The sequence below is a fragment of the Nocardioides lianchengensis genome (assembly GCF_900101465.1).
Classification (GTDB): domain Bacteria; phylum Actinomycetota; class Actinomycetes; order Propionibacteriales; family Nocardioidaceae; genus Nocardioides; species Nocardioides lianchengensis.
In genome coordinates this window covers 74,511-90,218 of the sequence record NZ_FMZM01000014.1, presented here as the reverse complement: position 1 = coordinate 90,218, position 15,708 = coordinate 74,511, and the positions used below count along the sequence as shown (strand labels likewise).

Here is a 15,708-nt window from a genome sequence, read left to right as displayed (position 1 = left end):
AGATGACTGTCACCACCTGGGACGAGCCGACCGGCGCGACGCCGCGCGGCACCCTGATCGTGCTGCCCGGCCGCGGCGAGACCGATGCGTCGTACCAGCGCTTCGGCAAGCGGCTGTCGGCCGACGCCTACCGGGTCCGCCTGGTGCCCGTCGACCTCGACGACCTCGAGGGCACCCGCACGCAGGTCGAGAAGCTGATCGCCGACGAGTCGCTGCCGTCGCCGAAGGTGCTCGTCGGCACCGACTCCGGCGCCACCCTGGCCGCGACCCTGGTCGGCGAGGTGGACGCCGACGCGGCCGTGGTCGCCGGCCTGGCGCTGCCCGGCTCGACCGGCGGCGCGACCTGGGAGGACGAGGTCGACGCCCGTACGGCGTGTCCGGTGCACCGCTCGGTCCTCGACGCCGACCCCGACTTCGAGCGCGGCGCGCTGACCCGGCCGCTGCCCTGGGACGCGCTCGAGCTGACCGCGCCCGACAAGCCGGTGCTGGTGGTGCACGGCTCGACCGACCGGATCACGCCCGCGGACGACGCGGTGGCGCCGTACGTCGACGCGCCGCAGGCGCGGGTCTGGCTGGTCCAGGGCGGCCGCCACGACGTGCTCAACGACGCCTCGCACCGCTCGGTCGCGGCCACCGTCGTGCTCTTCCTGGAGTCGCTGAAGCTCGGCAGTGACCTGCCTCCCGTGCTGGTCCCCGCGGCGGCCGGCCGATGACCACGACCGCCGTGGTGGTCGGCAACCCCAAGCCGCAGAGCCGCACGCTCGCGGCCGCCACCCACGTCGCCCGCGAGCTCAGCGGCGCCGAGCCCGACCTGGTCGTCGACCTGGCCACCCTCGGGCCGGCGATCCTGGACTGGTCCGACCCGACCGTCGCCGACCTGGTGAGGCAGGTGGGAGCGGCCGATCTCGTGGTCGTGGCCAGCCCGACGTACAAGGGCGCCTACACCGGGCTGCTCAAGCTGTTCCTCGACCGGTTCGCCGGCGGGACGGGTCTGTCCGGCGTCTCCGTACCCCTGATGCTGGGCGGGAGCCCGGCCCACGCGCTCGCGCCGGAGCTGCTGCTGCGGCCGGTGCTCACCGAGATCGGCGGCACCGTCCCCGGCCGGGGCCTCTACGTCGTCGACGCCCGGCACGACGACCCCGCGGCGTACGCCGACTGGCTCGCCGCCACGGCGCCCGTCGTGGCCGCCCTCCTGAACGGAGCCGCATGAGCCTCACGACCAACCAGGACCTCGACCCCAGCGCCCTGCGCGAGGCCTTCGGGATCTTCCCCAGCGGCGTCGTCGCGCTCGCGGCCGAGGTCGACGGCCGGCCCGTCGGCCTCGCCGCCAGCTCGTTCACCTCGGTGAGCCTGGACCCGCCGCTGGTGTCGGTGAACCTCGCCAACACCTCCAAGACCTGGCCCGACCTGCGCCGGTCGTCGCACCTGGGCGTGACCGTGCTCGCCGAGCACCACGCCTCGGTCTGCCGCGCGCTGGCCGGGCCGGTCGACCGGCGCTTCGACGACCTCGCCTACACCGTCAGCCCGGACGGCGCGGTCACCCTCGACGAGGGTCTGGCCCGCTTCGACTGCACGGTCTACCGCGAGGTCGAGGCCGGCGACCACGTCCTGGTCCTGCTGGAGCTGCACGCCGTCGAGCACGAGGGCGCGGTCGGGAGCCCGCTGGTCTTCCACCGCAGCGGGTTCGGCACGTTCCTCGACCACCAGGACGGGGGCGCAGCGCGCCGGTGACGGCGCCGGTGACCTGAGTCATACGGAAGGCTGTACGTCGGTATACCGAATACCTTATGGTGTTGCCCGCATCACACCCATCCCATCGGGACAGAACGGCGGCAGCACCCTCCATGACCCACGACAACCTGCTCCTCCTGCACACCGCGATCACGATCGTCGGCATCATCGCGCTGATCGTGGTGCTGAAGATCCACCCGGTGTACTCGCTGCTGGCCGGCGTGCTCTACCTCGGCATCGCCAGCGGGCTCGGCCTCGACGACACCCTGAGCACCCTGACGACGGGCTTCGGCGAGATCCTGGCCGAGATCGGCCTGCTCATCGCCTTCGGCGTCACGCTCGGTACGGCGATGCACGAGCTCGGCGCGATCGACCGGATCGTGCGCGGGCTGATGCGCATCTTCGGGCCGCGGAAGTCGCCGTACGCCCTCGGGGTGACCGCGGGGACCGCCCTGCAGGCGATCTTCGCCGACGTGATGCTGGTCGTCACCGCCCCGGTCGCGCGCGGCCTGGCCCGCACCTCCGGCCCGAACGGCATCCCGCGGGTGGCCTCGGCCCTGGTCGCCGGCATCCTGGTCGGCCTGACGATGATGGTGCCGAGCGTCGGCTCGCTGGCCCTGGCCGGCGTCATCGACATCCCGCTGTGGCGCTACCTGATCTTCGGCGGCATCGCCGGCGCGGTGACCATCCTGGTCACCGTCTTCATCATGACGGTGCTGATCGAGCGGACGCCGTTCTGGAAGCCCGAGACCGACGAGGACCGCGCGACCTTCGACGCGCTCGACGGCCTCGACGGGACCGGTGCGGGCGCGGCCGCCGTGGCGACCGAGCAGGTCCAGGAGGGCCGCCGGGTGCCGCTGCTGTTCGCCGTCTCCCCGGTCATCGTCTCGCTGGTCCTGGTCGCCGCCGGCTCGATCACCGACGTCTTCGACGTCGAGAACGCCGTGCTCGCCTTCCTGGCGGCGCCCACGATCGCCCTGCTCATCGGCTCGTTCAGCGCGATCATGCTGGTCCGCTTCTACCGCGGCCAGGACGGCGTCGGCCGGGCGCTCGGCACCAGCTTCTCCTCGCTCGGCGAGGTGCTGGTGCTGACCGGCCTCGGCGGCGCGCTCGCCGGCCTGGTCCGCGCGACCGGCCTCGGCGACGTGCTCGGCGACTTCTTCGCCTCCAGCTCCGGCCCGCCGATCCTGCTGGCCTGGCTGATCGCCGTCGTGCTGCACGTGGCCATCGGCTCGGTCAGCGTCGCCGCGATCACCGCGGCCGGCATCCTGGCGCCGGTGGCGGAGAGCTCGGGCATCGACCCGATGCTCATCGCGCTGGCCGCCGCCGCGGGCGCGCTCTTCCTGATGACCGTGCACAGCAACTTCTTCTGGATGGCCAAGAACCTGCTGGGGATGACCACGAGCGGCGCGGTCAAGACCGTCGGTACGTCGACCTCCGTGGCCTCCGTCGTCGGCCTCGGCGTGGTGCTGCTGATGAGCCTGGTGCTCTAGTGGTCGAGATCCTGGAGGCGGGCGAGCCACGCGTCCGACTCGGGCGAGCCGCCGCCGAGCTGCTCGACGGCGGGCAGGAAGCTGCGGTGGCCGTGGCTGGCGAACGCCTCGAGCGCGGCGTCGAGGTCGCCGGCCTCCAGCACGTCGACCAGCACCCGGTGCCGGGCGGCGTTGCCGGCCGGCGACTCCTGGGTGCGGCTGGCGACATTGAGGCTCATGCACAGCTCCATCTGCAGCTGCAGGCTCCGGTACGTCGCGAGCAGCCGCTCGTGGTGGGCCAGCGCGACCACGGCCTGGTGGAAGCGCAGGCCCAGCTCGACCAGGGTCGCGCCCCCGTCGCCCTGCTCGCCGGCCCGCTCGAAGTCGGCCAGCGCGGACCGCACCGGCTCCAGCCGGTCCGGGTCGGCCAGCGGCAGGGCCAGCCGCAGCGCCATCGCCTCGAGGTCGTCGCGCAGCGTGACCAGCTCGTAGACGTCGTGCCGGGTCAGCTCGCGCACGACCATCCCGCGCCGCGGGTGCGAGACGACCAGGCCCTCGTGGTGCAGGTCCTTCAGCGCCTCGCGGATCGGCGGGCGGGAGACGCCCAGCTGCTCGGTGAGCCGGGCCTCGACCAGCCGGTCGCCGGGCGCCAGCTCCCCGCCCAGGATCATCGCCCGGATCGCGTCGGACGCCAGCTGGGCCATGCTCGGCGGGGCGACGAGACGCCGGTCCGCGGTGGGCTCCATGGGCCGAACCTTAGCGGGTGACGGTCAGCACGTAGTTTGCGTACGGTATACCGAGTACCAACTCAGGAGGATCATGAACGCCCAGACCCCCGGACCGCTCGCCGACGTCCTCGTCGTCGAGGTCGGCTCCTTCATCGCGGCGCCGTACGCCGCCACCCAGCTCGCCGACCTCGGCGCCCGGGTGGTGAAGGTCGAGACGCCGGGGACCGGTGACTTCGTGCGCGGCAACGCGCCGTTCGTCGGGGGCGAGAGCTCGTCGTTCGTCCGGCTCAACCGCAACAAGGAGTCGGTCGAGCTGGACCTGAAGTCCGAGGCCGGGCGCGACGCGTTCCGCGCCCTCGTACGACGGGCCGACGTGCTGGTGGAGAACCTCCGCCCGGGCGCGATGCGCCGGATGGGCCTGGGGTACGCCGACCTGGCGCCCGAGAACCCGCGCCTGGTCTACGCGTCGGCCTCCGGCTGGGGCCAGGACGGCCCGCTGGCCGACCGGCCCGGGCTCGACATCATGGCCCAGGCCCGCTCCGGGCTGATGAGCGTGACCGGCTTCCCGGACGCCGGCCCGGCCAAGGTGGGCGTGCCGATCTGCGACCTGATGTGCGCCATGTACGTCGCCCTCGGGGTCACCGCCGCGCTCCGCGAGCGGGACCGCTCGGGCCGGGGCCAGCACCTCGACGTCTCCCTCTACGAGTCCGGCGTCTCGCTCGGGGTGTGGGAGGCCGGGCGCTACTTCGGCGACGGCACCGTGCCCGGCCCGCAGGGCTCGGCCCACCAGAGCCAGGCGCCGTACCAGGCGGTCGTCACCGCCGACGGCCACGTCACAGTCGGGGCCAACACCCCGGGCCTGTGGCTCCGGTTCTGCGCGGCCCTCGGCCTGGACGCGCTGCCGGAGGACCCCCGCTTCGCCGACAACGCCGGTCGGATGACCCACCGCGACGCGCTGGTCACCGCGATCGAGGCGGTGACCGCGACGCTCCCGACCGACCGGGTCGTCGAGATCCTGGACGAGGCCGGCGTCCCGTGCGCGCCGATCCAGACCTACGACCAGGTCTTCGCCGACCCGGCTCTGGCCGCCCGCGACTTCTTCTGGGACGCCGAGCACCCGACCCTCGGCCCGGTCCGGCAGATCGGCTCGCCGATGCGCTTCTCGCGTACGCCGGTGCGCCGGGACGGGGCCGGTCCGCTGCTGGGCGACAGCACCGACGCCGTCCTGGCCGAGCTGGAGGAGGCCCGATGAGCGAGCTGCTGATCGAGCTGGACGGCCCCGTCCTGCGGGTCACCTTCAATCGGCCGGAGGCGCGCAACGCGATGACCTTCGGCATGTACGAGGGCCTGGTCGAGGCCTGCGAGCGGGCCGACGCGGACGACGCCGTCCGCGTGGTGGTGCTGCGGGGGGCCGGCGGCGCCGCGTTCGTGGCCGGCACCGACATCCGCCAGTTCGCGGGCTTCGACGGCCCGCGGGGCGTGGCCTACGAGGAGGAGATCGACGCGACCATCGGGCGGCTGCTCGCCGTACGGGTGCCGGTGGTGGCCGCGATCGACGGGTTCTGCATCGGCGGGGGCCTGGCCATCGCGGCCGCCGCCGACGTCCGGGTCGCGCACCCCGGGTCGCGGTTCGGCTACCCGATCGCCCGCACCCTCGGCAACACGCTCTCCGCCGCCAGCTATGCGCTGACCATGCGGCACTTCGGGCACGCGCGGACCATCGACATGATCCTGACCGCGCGGCTCCTCGACGCCGAGCAGGCCCGCGAGGCCGGGTTCGTGAGCCGGATCGCCGAGGACGTCACCGCCGAGACCGCGTCCGTCGTGGAGCGGATCCTCGGCCACGCGCCGCTCACCATGGCGGCCGGCAAGGAGATCCTGCGACGCTTGCACGCGGCGGCCGGCACGGTCGACGCCGACGACGTGATCGCCCAGGTCTACGGCTCGGCGGACTTCGCGGCCGGCGCGGCCGCCTTCACCACCAAGACCACCCCCACCTGGAGCGGACAGTGACAGCACCTCTGGACGGCCCCCTCGACGGCATCGTCGTCCTCGACCTGACCCAGGCCCTGGCCGGGCCGCACGCCACGATGATCCTCGGCGACCTCGGCGCGCGGGTGATCAAGGTCGAGCGCGCCGCGGGCGACGACAGCCGCGCCTGGGGCCCGCCCTGGGTGGGCGAGGACGAGCACCGGGTGAGCACCTACTTCCTCTCGGCCAACCGCAACAAGGAGTCGGTGGTCCTCGACCTCAAGGCCGAGGCCGATCTCGACGTGCTCTGGCAGCTGGTCGACGCGGCCGACGTGCTGGTCGAGAACTTCCGGCCCGGCGTCCTCGACCGGATGGGCCTGACCGTCGAGGCCCTGCACGCGCGCAACCCGCGGCTGGTGGTCTGCTCGATCAGCGGCTTCGGCCACGACGGGCCGGAGGGCGGCCGTCCCGGCTACGACCAGATCGCCCAGGGCGAGGCCGGGCTGATGAGCCTGACCGGGCCCGGACCGGACGAGCCCACCAAGGTCGGCGTGCCCATCGGCGACCTGCTCGCCGGCCTGCACGCGGTCTACGGGATCCTCGCCGCGCTGCACGCGCGGCACACGACCGGGCGCGGCGACGTCGTACGGACCTCGCTGCTGTCGTCGCTGGTCGGGGTGCACGCCTACCAGGGCACCCGCTACACCGTGGCCGGCCAGGTCCCGCGGGCTCAGGGCAACCACCACCCGTCCATCGCGCCGTACGGCGCCTTCGCCTGCTCCGACGGCATGCTCCAGATCGCCGCGGCCAACGACTCGCTCTGGCGTCGTACGGCGGCGGTGGCGGGCGTCGACGCCGACGAACCGCGCTTCGCCACGAACGGCTCGCGGGTCGAGCACCGCGACGAGCTGATCGCACTGCTCGAGGCGGCCTTCGCCGACCGCACCCGCGACGACCTGCTGGCCGCGCTCGACGAGGCCGGTGTCCCGTCCGGCGCGATCCGCACCCTCGACGAGGTCTACACCTCGCCGCAGGTCCGCTCGCAGGGGCTGCTGCTCGACGTCGAGCACCCGGCCCTCGGGGCGCTGCAGCTGCCCGGACCGCCGGTGCGCTTCGACAGCCACGCCCGCACCGACCACGCCGCCCCACCGAGCCTGGGGGCCGACGGACCGTCGGTCCTGGCCTGGCTGGCCTCGCGGAGCGAGTCGTGAGTGCGCGGCGGGTGGCCTGGGCCGGCCGGCTCCCGGAGGTCGACCCCACCGCCTGGATCGCCGACGACGCGACCCTGGTCGGCGCCACGACGATCGGGGCGGGCGCGTCGGTCTGGTACGCGTCCGTCGTACGCGCCGACGGCGACGCGATCACCGTGGGGGAGCGGAGCAACATCCAGGACGGCTGCGTCCTGCACGCCGACCCCGGCTTCCCGCTGACCATCGGGGCCGGCGTCAGCGTCGGGCACCGCGCGGTGCTGCACGGCTGCACGGTCGAGGACGACGTCCTGGTCGGCATGGGCGCCGTGGTCATGAACGGCGCCGTCATCGGGACCGGGTCGCTGGTCGCGGCCGGGGCCGTCGTCCTGGAGGGGACGGTCGTCCCGCCCGGCTCGCTGGTCGCCGGGCTGCCCGCGAAGGTGCGTCGTACGACGACCGAGGAGGAGCGGGCCGGCATCCGCTTCAACGCCGACGGGTACGCCGAGCTGGCCCGGGTCCACCACGCCGGCTGACCGCCCGCGCGGGGCCCGCGCGAGAATGGGCCTCCGTCCTTCCCCTGCTCGAGGAGCCAGCCACGATGTCCCAGGTCACCGCCACCACCGAGGCGACCCTGCCCGTCACGCCCGAGGCCGCGCTGGTCGCGCTGGCCGACTACGTCGACACCCGGCCGGCCATCCTCACCGACCGTTACACCGACTACGCGGTGCAGAGCGGCGGCGTCGGCGACGGCACGGTCGTCACCTGGCAGCTGCACGCGACCGAGAAGCGGGTCCGCCACGTCGTCGCCGACGTGACGACCGACGCCACCAGCGTGATCGAGACCGACCGCAACTCCTCCCTCGTGACCCGCTACGTCGTCAGCCCCGCCGGCAACGGCAGCCGCGTGGTCGTCACGACCACCTGGGACGGCGCCGGCGGCATCGGCGGCTTCTTCGAGCGGACCTTCGCCCCCAAGGGCCTCGCCCGCATCCACGACGGGGTGCTCGCCAACCTGGCCCAGCGGCTGGCCTGAGCCCGCTCAGCGCTCCGGGACGAGGTCCTGGGTGCCGAGCACGCGGAGCAGCTCCAGCTGCTCGACCGAGGCGGTGCCCGGGACCGGCGTGAACCACAGCAGCCGCTGGCGGCCGTCGTCGCTGAGCAGGGTCAGGCAGTTCACCTCGACCACGCCGAGCTCGGGGTGCACGAGCCGCTTGCGCTCGGCCCGTCGTACGGCGACGTCGTGCTGCTCCCACAGGGTGCGGAACTCCTCGGACCGGGCGAGCAGCCCGTCGACCAGCGTCGTCGCCTCCTCGTCGCGCGGCCCGCGCCGGGCGACGGCCGCGCGCAGGTCGGCCACGAACGACGCCGCGTGCCGGTCGTGGTCGTCGGTCGGATAGAGGCCCCGCGACGCCGGGTCGGTGAACCAGCGCCACACGAAGCTGGCCTCCGGCCCGCGCAGGTGGCTCTCGGAGCCGACCAGAGCGGCGGCGAGCGGGTTCTGGACGAGCGTCACGTGCAGGTCGGTGATCACCTGCGCCGGCGTACCGGCCAGGCGGTCGAGGAGGTCCAGCAGCCCGGGGTGGACGTGGGCCGCGGCCCCGCCGTCGGCCGGCAACGCCCGCCCGGCCAGGTGGTAGAGGTGGTCGCGCTCGTCGCGGGACAGCCTCAGCGCCCGGGCCAGCGCGGCGAGCATCTGCTCGGAGGGTTGGACGCCGGAGCCGCGCTCGATCTCGATGTAGTACTCGACCGACGCGCCCGCCAGCACCGCCACCTCGTCACGCCGCAGCCCCGGGACCCGGCGCCGGGGCCCGGTCGGCAGCCCGACGTCCGCGGGCCGGATCCGGTCGCGCCGCGACTTCACGAAGGCGCCGAGCTCGCTGAGGTCCACGCCCCCAGTGTCCTCCGGGCCGGTGCGCTGAGGGAGGGGGTGGCGTCCCCCCGGTGAGCACACTCTGGTTCCGCCCCGCCGCGGCGAGGACGGTGGAGCCATGAACACGAACCGAGTAGCCATCGTCACCGGCGGCTCCCGCGGCATCGGCCGCGCCGTCGCCCTCCACCTCGCCGCCACCGGCCACCCCGTGGTCCTCGCCTACGCCGGCAACACCGCGGCCGCCGAGGCGACCGTCGGCGACATCGAGGCGGCCGGCGGCCGCGCGACCGCCGTACGGGCCGACGTCGCCGACGAGCACGCCGTCGCCGCCCTCTTCGACACCACCGAGGAGCAGTACGGCGGCGTCGACGTCGTCGTCCACGCGGCCGGCCGGATGCACCTGTCCCCGATCGCCGACCTGGACCTCGACGAGCTCGACGCGATGCACCGCACCAACATCCGCGGCACCGTCGTCGTCGCCCAGCAGGCCGCCCGCCGCCTCCGCCCCGGCGGCGCCCTCGTCACCTTCTCCACCTCCCAGGTCGAGCTCCGCCACCCGACGTACGGCGCCTACATCGCCTCCAAGTCCGCCGTCGAGGGCCTCACCCTCGTCCTCGCCCGCGAGCTCCGCGGCCGCGACGTCACCGTCAACGCCGTCGCCCCCGGCCCCACCGCCACCGACCTCTTCCTGGACGGCAAGGACGACGCCACCCTCGACCGGCTCGCGAAGCTCGCGCCGCTGGAGCGGATCGGTACGCCGGAGGAGGTTGCTGAGGTGGTTGGCTTCCTGGCGTCGGCCGCCGGGCACTGGGTCAATGGGCAGGTCGTGCGGGCCAATGGCGGGATCGCCTGACCCTTCGAACCCCCTGAGGTTTCTAGGCGGGGACTGGCGTCCGCAAAGCCAGGACAAGTCGGATCCGACTCCGCAGATAGGCGGCGGAGCGGCGTATCAAGTGCACCCGGTGCGAAGGCTGGAGGACTCGGACCTGCTGGCGGCATAGACCCGACTCGTAGGGAGTTCGTCCAGCAAGACCCATGATCGGCCCGAGCGGTGCCCCTTACGGGCGCCTTCGGACCCGGGAGGTGGGCGCCCTGCCGAACCCTATGGCTGCCATGTTTCCGTTGCAATCGCCAACTAAAGTCGAGCTCCCCCAACTCGCTCAACCAAGTCCTGCGGTACGGAGGAGTTGTTCATAGTGTTTCCGGTCATTGGTGAACTCTGGGTCGGGAATCTCGGACTCCGCCTTTCGGAAGGCGTCGATGCCTTCCGATAGCACCATCGTGTTGCCATTGAGGCGCATCAAACTAAGGCCAACCTCGCACAGTAGACGGTAGTTGTGGCGATCGTCCGGGCGTCTTAGGAGAAGCTTGGAAGCTTGCGACCTCGCCTCAAAGAGGAGTGAGACTCTGTCCCCAAGCATCAAGCCAGTTGATTTCTCGGCTCTAAGCACAATCAACCGGACGCGATAGCGATCGACGATGTCGTCCTGTCCGAGATCGCGTAGTGAAGCCTCGATGGCTTGCTTTGCGCCGATCGTGTCCTCGGCGTTCAAGTACTTTCTGATCAGGCGACGGTGAGGTGTGCGCTCGCTAGGAACAACACGGACAAGTTCAGTGAGCAATCGAATCTGTTCTTCGTGGCTCGGGAGACGGTCGATGCCCATCTCGCTCGTCGCGAGGGCATTCGCAGTTTCCATCTCAATCCATACGGATGGATTGAGCCCATGAATTAGGTTTTCGAGGAGCTCTCCCTGTTCGTCGGGATCTCCGAACTTGTATGTCGCGATCACAGTAGCGATCACGTCGTGCCGTGTGGACCATCCGTAGATTCCTCGCGAAACACTAATGTCGTGCTCCTGGACTATCCCTTCGAGTTGTTTCAGGTGAGCCATCAGTTGACCTGCGTCAATACCGAGCAAGCGCACGATCAACTGGCGATGAACCTTCCCGCCCATCGCCTGAATTGCGCACACGTAGCGGTAAATATCCTGAGGGTCCTCAGGTAGGTCTTTGTACTCTGCCAGCAATATGTCGTCAAGTTCTTCGAAACCAAAGATATTCTTGAGGCATACGTACATGTCAGCGTTGCAGCGATCCCGCAAATGGCGAATGCGTTGAGCGTGAGTGAAGGCTAGGAAGGACTCCTCGACAAGTTCTCGGATCGGTTGTTGCTGCTCAACTAGATTCACAAATCGATCGATATCCAATGGGGTGAGGCTGGACATCGTTTCAACATGCGATCGCTGAAGAAGCACGGGACTCTTCCGCCTCGATTGCCACTGAGCGCTATTCGCGGTTAGTACGAGACGAAGGTGCGGTCGCTCGAGCTTGCCCAGTGCATCCGCGAGCCGGTTGATGGCAACCAACTGCTCGGTCGCGTCATCGACGAGCAAGAATGCTTGGCGCTGACTCGCGCGAAGCCGCTCCTCCACCTTCATCCATGCCTCAACGTTGAGCTGAAAGGTATTGACATGCTCCCAGCAGATAAAATCTTGGCGCAATCGATTGGACATCAATCTCCGCGCTAGTGTCGTCTTGCCGACCCCGGCAGAGCCAGTAAGTACTGTGGCCAGCATTCGTGCGTTCTGCTGCGAATCTAGGAGTCGATTCTCAATAGCTCGCTCGATTGTGAATCCGGTGGCGATGTCTCCGTAGGACGCGGCACCACCGTTGAACAGAGTTCGCGCATCTGGTCGCAGGCCGGCAGAATGTGAGCAATCGACCGTGCACGCTCGTAGTGCTAGTGGTAGTTCGCGCGCATCCCGATCTGCGGCCTCGTCCTCCTCTGACTTCTTCGATGCGGGTACATGGACCTCCGATATTGCGTGTAAGAGCGTCTCCAGTGAACCCGACGTCACGTCGATTCCGTACTGCTCGAAAAGGACCGCACGATCGGGATCTGACTCGTACACTAATAGGTAAACGCGCCCCGGTGTTCCTGCCGACTGGTTTAAAGTCGCAGCCTTCTTTGCCAGTTCTTTCAGATGCGCATCGGCGAGCGACTGTCCAATGACCAAAGTGTCGCACGTCAGCATCTCTGCGGCGAGAGACGTGAAAAGAAGTTGGTGGTAATCCTTTACTTGGTCGTAGTCACGGTCTGTGATAACCATGCGGTGCTTGTTCCCGAGTCCGATATCTTGGGTCATGCAACCGTGAATTTTGTACAGGACGGTCCCGCCGAGGCCCTTCTGCCAGTCGTAGTTTGATCTCACGACCGCGAGGGAGCGGTCACTCTTGCGATACGCCTTTTCGAGAAGTAGGTCGTAATTGGTCGAGTAGATAGAACGCCATTCGAATTCGGGAAGTAGGAGGAGGCCGCCGGTGGGCTCGAGGTTCCGCAGTCTTTCTTGGATGGCCTCAACCAGTTCTCGCCGCGACGTGCGGTGTTCGAAGATTGTCGCAATTTCCGACAGATCGCTTCCTTGTGGCTGCGGACTCAGCCGACGAGCGAGGTATGCGGCGAACTCCGCGCCAGTAGGGGCGCCCGAGGGCACGCTGGCTCCTGCCCCGAGCAGGAGGACGGTCTGAGCAGGATTGATCCTGGCGGCCAGGGCCCGCACGCTGTCCATGCCCACTCCCCCTCAACAATTGGATGAGGGTCACACTAAGGGCGCCGTCGCGTTTGGGGTGTCGTTTTCGCAGGTCCGACGCGGCCGCCCTGAGGGAATCCAGATGCGTCTATGCGTAGGAGGGTGCGACCTCGGCGTAGGCCAGAGCGGGCGGAGCGTTGCTGCGGCGACCCGAGGACTTCATTCCGTGGCAGGACGGCCAAGGAAGTCCTTAGGTGGGCGTGACGATGACGTTAATTGCCTTCAGGTCAGTCCCGACCGCCGTGTAGCGATGGTGGACGTCGGCTGGCCACGCGGCGTGACCGCCGACAGTAATCTCGACCGACTCGTCGCCGTAGTCCACGCGGCACGACCCGGTCAGGACCATCAGTTGCTCGACGACGCCAGGCGCGTGCGCGTCCGAGGTGCGCGTGACACCCGCGTCGACCCGCAACAGCCAGACCTCGGAGGTAGCCGCCGCGGTTCGCTCGGTGTGCAGGAGGACGGTCTCAAAGCCGTCGTCCGCGACCACCGACCCTTCGCGGAAGTCGACCAGCGACGCGAGCGGGACGCCGAGCGGCCCGGTGAGCGCGTAGAGGGTGTCGAGGGTGGGGTTGCGGCGGCCGGTCTCCAGCTCGGAGAGGGAGCCCTTCCCGATCCCCGCCGCCGCTGCGAGTGCGGAGAGCGACAAGCCGCGCTCGGTGCGGAGGGCGCGGATCCGGGCGCCGACGGCGATCCCCGGTTGGCTCGTCATGGCGCCCTCCCACTAGCCTTCGTTCTGTTTACAGAACGGAGTCTGTCATGAGCCAGGTCTCGGCGTCACCGCACGAGGGCACCCCGGTCGTCGCCGGGATCGTCGCTGCGGTCGTCGGATCCAGCAGCTCCTTCGTCGTGGTGCTCGCCGGGCTGACCGCCGTGGGCGCCAGCTCCACCCAGGCGGCGTCGGGCCTGCTGACGTTGTTCCTGACCCAGGCGCTCGGCATGCTCTGGCTGACGCTGCGGCACCGCACGCCGATCACCCTCGCGTGGTCGACGCCGGGCGCGGCGCTGCTGCTGTCGACCGGGGTGGTCACGGGCGGGTGGCCGGCGGCGGTCGGCGCGTTCGTCGTCGCCGGACTGCTGATCGTCCTCACCGGTCTGGTGCCGGCGCTCGGCGACCTGATCGCCCGGATCCCGACCTCGCTCGCCCGCGCGATGCTCGCCGGCGTACTGCTCCCGATCTGCCTCCAGCCGGTCACCGGCCTCGCGGACTCCCCGGCGTACGTCGGGCCGGTGGTGCTCGCCTGGCTGGTCATGCACCGGATCTCGCGGCGGTGGGCGGTGCCGGTGGCGCTCGCGGTCGCGTTGGTCGTGGTGATCATCTCCGCCGGCTCGTCGGTTGATCCTGGCGACCTGATCCCCACGCTCACCTGGACGACGCCGCACTGGTCGGTCGCCGCCGTCGTCAGCATCGCCGTACCGCTCTATGTCGTCACGATGGCCTCGCAGAACGTGCCGGGCGTGGCCGTGACGTCGAGCTTCGGCTACCAGGTCCCGTGGCGCGAGACGATGAGCGTCACCGGCATCGGCACGCTGGTCGGGGCGCCCTTCGGTGGCCATGCGATCAACCTGGCGGCGATCACCGCGGCGATGACCGCCGGGCCGATGGCCGGGCCGGACCGCGGTCGTCGCTGGGTGGCGGCGGTGTCCGCGTCGGCGACCTACCTGGTCCTGGCCCTGGCGTGCGGTGCCCTCACCGCCCTGGTGGCCGCCGCTCCCGGAGACGTCATGCAGGCGGCGGCCGGGCTGGCGCTGCTCGGCACCCTGGCTGCCTCCCTGGCCGGTGCGCTCGCCGACGACGACGACCGCGAGGCGGCCGTGGTGTGCTTCGTGATCGCCGCCTCGGGGGTCACGATCCTCAGCGTCGGCGCCGCGTTCTGGGCGCTGCTCGCCGGCCTGGTGCTGCGTCCCCTGTTGCGGCCCGTCGTCAGCGCCGTACGTCCCTGAGTGACGGGGCGGTTCCCGGTACGTCGGTCCGGATCGTCGGCGATGTGCGTCAGCCAGGGCTCGGGGCCGCTACCGTCGCGGTATGTCCGCCTCGCCGCCTGTGACTCCCGGGTGGAGCTCGGTCGGCCTGTGTTGGGAGGGCGAGGAGTTCGACCTGCTCGGCATCGATCCCTGGGGCCAGGACTGGGTTCCCCTGGACAGGCGGATCGTGGTCGCCCATCCCGCCCAACCGGTGCAGCGTCACTCCGTCGATGTTTGGACGGTTCGCACCCCCGACCGCGACGTGACGTTCGCGGCCGGCGAGATGCCGGACCTCGCCTGGGCCTTCTTCCTCCCGGACTCGCCGCGTGCGGCTAAGGGTTCGATGCCGCGGTGGGTCAGGGGTGCGTTGTGGACAGCGGGCGCGCTCCTCCTCGTCGTCAGCCTGTTCGTCTGGTGGCTGGCGACGCTGCCGGAGAACTACTTCTAAGACGCTCCAGTCAGCGCCAGAGCCGGCGGCGAACGATCTGGCGAGGGTCCCGACCCTCCTCCAGCAACGTCACAAGGCGGTCCGCGACCGCCACCGTGGAGCCCGAAGGTACGGCGAGGGCGACCTGGTCGGGCCACTTCTCGCCGTCGTACTGGCGGTGGAGGTGGATGACGTCGCCGTGCTGCGCCGCCCCGAGGTTGCGGTCAGGCAGCTGCTCGCGAACGAGGCGGGCGACCGCGCGAGCCCGTGACTCCCAGCTGCGGTCCCTCATCGCGGCGCCGACGGCCGCGCCGTACTGCGCGGCGTCGAAGTGCACGTCCGGAAGATCGAGGCGGTCGTCCGGGCCCTCGTGCATCGTGTTGACGCTGCGAGCGGGGTCCGGGCCGTCCCTCGGGTCGGGCAGCGCGGAGTGGTAGGCGCCGGTGATGGTGCGGAAGTCGGTCCAGCTCACGCGACCCGCGCTCTCGGTGATCAGACCCGCGACGACGAAGCACCCGAAGGTCCCGCAGCCGCACCCGTAGAACGCGATGCGGCGCGGCTCGGCCTGCGGGACCAGCGCGCCGGTGTCCAGGATGTCGACCGGGTCGTTGCCGTTCTCCTGGTATTCCGGGTCCAGAACGTCGACGCCGTCGACGTGCAGGCGGACCGTCGGGTAGTTCGGGGTCGATCGCTCGACGACGACCTCGAGCGTGGAGAGACGGTCGGGCACGGACCCGACGCTACAAGGACCGCGTCGAGTCGGT

The 15,708-nt window shown here is 70.6% G+C and carries 17 protein-coding genes; 12 read left to right on the top strand and 5 right to left on the bottom strand.

The window, feature by feature from the left end; genetic code table 11:
• Positions 1–2 precede the first annotated feature (2 nt).
• From BLT76_RS22010 to BLT76_RS21995, 4 genes are all read left to right on the top strand, one after another.
• Positions 3–713, top strand: coding sequence for an alpha/beta hydrolase (locus BLT76_RS22010; RefSeq protein WP_090860454.1), 711 nt, complete (start codon positions 3–5; stop codon positions 711–713).
• Positions 710–1,210, top strand: coding sequence for an NADPH-dependent FMN reductase (locus tag BLT76_RS22005; protein ID WP_090860453.1), 501 nt, complete (start codon positions 710–712; stop codon positions 1,208–1,210). Before BLT76_RS22010 ends, BLT76_RS22005 begins: the two co-directional genes overlap by 4 nt.
• Entirely contained in the window at positions 1,207–1,731 is a 525-nt protein-coding gene (locus BLT76_RS22000; RefSeq protein ID WP_090860452.1) for a flavin reductase family protein, read from the top strand. The genes BLT76_RS22005 and BLT76_RS22000 overlap by 4 nt, the downstream gene beginning before the upstream one ends.
• 113 nt (positions 1,732–1,844) lie before the next feature.
• Positions 1,845–3,224, top strand: a complete 1,380-nt coding sequence (locus BLT76_RS21995; protein ID WP_170867201.1) for a GntP family permease — start codon at positions 1,845–1,847, stop codon at positions 3,222–3,224.
• Here the strand turns inward: BLT76_RS21995 and BLT76_RS26640 are convergent.
• On the bottom strand, positions 3,221–3,949 hold the full coding sequence (locus tag BLT76_RS26640; protein WP_090860450.1) for a GntR family transcriptional regulator: 729 nt from the start codon (positions 3,947–3,949) through the stop codon (positions 3,221–3,223). The genes BLT76_RS21995 and BLT76_RS26640 overlap by 4 nt on opposite strands.
• A 73-nt stretch (positions 3,950–4,022) precedes the next feature.
• Here BLT76_RS26640 and BLT76_RS21985 point away from each other — a divergent pair, with 73 nt between their 5' ends.
• The 5 genes from BLT76_RS21985 to BLT76_RS21965 all read left to right on the top strand — a co-directional run bounded on the left by BLT76_RS21985 (position 4,023) and on the right by BLT76_RS21965 (position 8,125).
• The gene (locus BLT76_RS21985) at positions 4,023–5,183 is read left to right on the top strand and encodes a CaiB/BaiF CoA transferase family protein (protein ID WP_090860449.1); all 1,161 of its coding nucleotides are present in this window, start codon (positions 4,023–4,025) and stop codon (positions 5,181–5,183) included.
• Entirely contained in the window at positions 5,180–5,944 is a 765-nt protein-coding gene (locus BLT76_RS21980; RefSeq protein ID WP_090860448.1) for an enoyl-CoA hydratase, read from the top strand. Before BLT76_RS21985 ends, BLT76_RS21980 begins: the two co-directional genes overlap by 4 nt.
• On the top strand, positions 5,941–7,113 hold the full coding sequence (locus BLT76_RS21975; protein ID WP_244509521.1) for a CaiB/BaiF CoA transferase family protein: 1,173 nt from the start codon (positions 5,941–5,943) through the stop codon (positions 7,111–7,113). The genes BLT76_RS21980 and BLT76_RS21975 overlap by 4 nt, the downstream gene beginning before the upstream one ends.
• Complete coding sequence (locus BLT76_RS21970; RefSeq protein WP_244509520.1) at positions 7,110–7,625, top strand: gamma carbonic anhydrase family protein; 516 nt, start codon at positions 7,110–7,112, stop codon at positions 7,623–7,625. The genes BLT76_RS21975 and BLT76_RS21970 overlap by 4 nt, the downstream gene beginning before the upstream one ends.
• A 65-nt stretch (positions 7,626–7,690) precedes the next feature.
• Entirely contained in the window at positions 7,691–8,125 is a 435-nt protein-coding gene (locus BLT76_RS21965; protein WP_090860446.1) for an SRPBCC family protein, read from the top strand.
• 6 nt (positions 8,126–8,131) lie between these two features.
• Here the strand turns inward: BLT76_RS21965 and BLT76_RS21960 are convergent, their stop codons facing one another.
• Positions 8,132–8,980 (bottom strand): MmyB family transcriptional regulator, encoded by an 849-nt coding sequence (locus BLT76_RS21960; protein ID WP_170867200.1) that lies wholly within the window; start codon positions 8,978–8,980, stop codon positions 8,132–8,134.
• 100 nt (positions 8,981–9,080) lie between these two features.
• On the opposite strand from BLT76_RS21960, the gene BLT76_RS21955 reads away from it, so the two are divergent.
• Entirely contained in the window at positions 9,081–9,815 is a 735-nt protein-coding gene (locus tag BLT76_RS21955; RefSeq protein WP_090860444.1) for an SDR family oxidoreductase, read from the top strand.
• 307 nt (positions 9,816–10,122) lie between these two features.
• Here the strand turns inward: BLT76_RS21955 and BLT76_RS21950 are convergent, their stop codons facing one another.
• Both BLT76_RS21950 and BLT76_RS21945 read right to left on the bottom strand, forming a co-directional pair.
• Positions 10,123–12,531: an SIR2 family protein gene (locus BLT76_RS21950; RefSeq protein WP_139175784.1), complete on the bottom strand. Its 2,409-nt coding sequence runs from the start codon at positions 12,529–12,531 to the stop codon at positions 10,123–10,125.
• Positions 12,532–12,742: 211 nt separating this feature from the next.
• Complete coding sequence (locus BLT76_RS21945; RefSeq protein WP_090860442.1) at positions 12,743–13,264, bottom strand: XRE family transcriptional regulator; 522 nt, start codon at positions 13,262–13,264, stop codon at positions 12,743–12,745.
• A 47-nt stretch (positions 13,265–13,311) separates the two neighbouring features.
• Between BLT76_RS21945 and BLT76_RS21940 the strand changes: the two genes are divergently transcribed.
• Together BLT76_RS21940 and BLT76_RS21935 are read left to right on the top strand one after the other, a co-directional pair.
• Complete coding sequence (locus tag BLT76_RS21940; RefSeq protein ID WP_090860441.1) at positions 13,312–14,496, top strand: benzoate/H(+) symporter BenE family transporter; 1,185 nt, start codon at positions 13,312–13,314, stop codon at positions 14,494–14,496.
• 82 nt (positions 14,497–14,578) lie between these two features.
• Positions 14,579–14,965, top strand: coding sequence for a hypothetical protein (locus BLT76_RS21935; RefSeq protein ID WP_139175782.1), 387 nt, complete (start codon positions 14,579–14,581; stop codon positions 14,963–14,965).
• A gap of 10 nt (positions 14,966–14,975) precedes the next feature.
• Here BLT76_RS21935 and BLT76_RS21930 read toward each other — a convergent pair whose 3' ends face one another.
• Positions 14,976–15,674 (bottom strand): hypothetical protein, encoded by a 699-nt coding sequence (locus BLT76_RS21930; protein ID WP_090860439.1) that lies wholly within the window; start codon positions 15,672–15,674, stop codon positions 14,976–14,978.
• Between the last annotated feature and the right edge of the window lie 34 nt (positions 15,675–15,708).

What these genes read in the sequence shown, in the direction of transcription:
- BLT76_RS22010 (WP_090860454.1), top strand. Translation starts at nt 3, where the DNA reads ATGACTGTCACCACCTGGGACGAGCCGACCGGCGCGACGCCGCGCGGC.
- BLT76_RS22005 (WP_090860453.1), top strand. Translation starts at nt 710, where the DNA reads ATGACCACGACCGCCGTGGTGGTCGGCAACCCCAAGCCGCAGAGCCGC.
- BLT76_RS22000 (WP_090860452.1), top strand. Translation starts at nt 1,207, where the DNA reads ATGAGCCTCACGACCAACCAGGACCTCGACCCCAGCGCCCTGCGCGAG.
- BLT76_RS21995 (WP_170867201.1), top strand. Translation starts at nt 1,845, where the DNA reads ATGACCCACGACAACCTGCTCCTCCTGCACACCGCGATCACGATCGTC.
- BLT76_RS26640 (WP_090860450.1), bottom strand. Translation starts at nt 3,949, where the DNA reads ATGGAGCCCACCGCGGACCGGCGTCTCGTCGCCCCGCCGAGCATGGCC.
- BLT76_RS21985 (WP_090860449.1), top strand. Translation starts at nt 4,023, where the DNA reads ATGAACGCCCAGACCCCCGGACCGCTCGCCGACGTCCTCGTCGTCGAG.
- BLT76_RS21980 (WP_090860448.1), top strand. Translation starts at nt 5,180, where the DNA reads ATGAGCGAGCTGCTGATCGAGCTGGACGGCCCCGTCCTGCGGGTCACC.
- BLT76_RS21965 (WP_090860446.1), top strand. Translation starts at nt 7,691, where the DNA reads ATGTCCCAGGTCACCGCCACCACCGAGGCGACCCTGCCCGTCACGCCC.
- BLT76_RS21955 (WP_090860444.1), top strand. Translation starts at nt 9,081, where the DNA reads ATGAACACGAACCGAGTAGCCATCGTCACCGGCGGCTCCCGCGGCATC.
- BLT76_RS21950 (WP_139175784.1), bottom strand. Translation starts at nt 12,531, where the DNA reads ATGGACAGCGTGCGGGCCCTGGCCGCCAGGATCAATCCTGCTCAGACC.
- BLT76_RS21945 (WP_090860442.1), bottom strand. Translation starts at nt 13,264, where the DNA reads ATGACGAGCCAACCGGGGATCGCCGTCGGCGCCCGGATCCGCGCCCTC.
- BLT76_RS21940 (WP_090860441.1), top strand. Translation starts at nt 13,312, where the DNA reads ATGAGCCAGGTCTCGGCGTCACCGCACGAGGGCACCCCGGTCGTCGCC.
- BLT76_RS21935 (WP_139175782.1), top strand. Translation starts at nt 14,579, where the DNA reads ATGTCCGCCTCGCCGCCTGTGACTCCCGGGTGGAGCTCGGTCGGCCTG.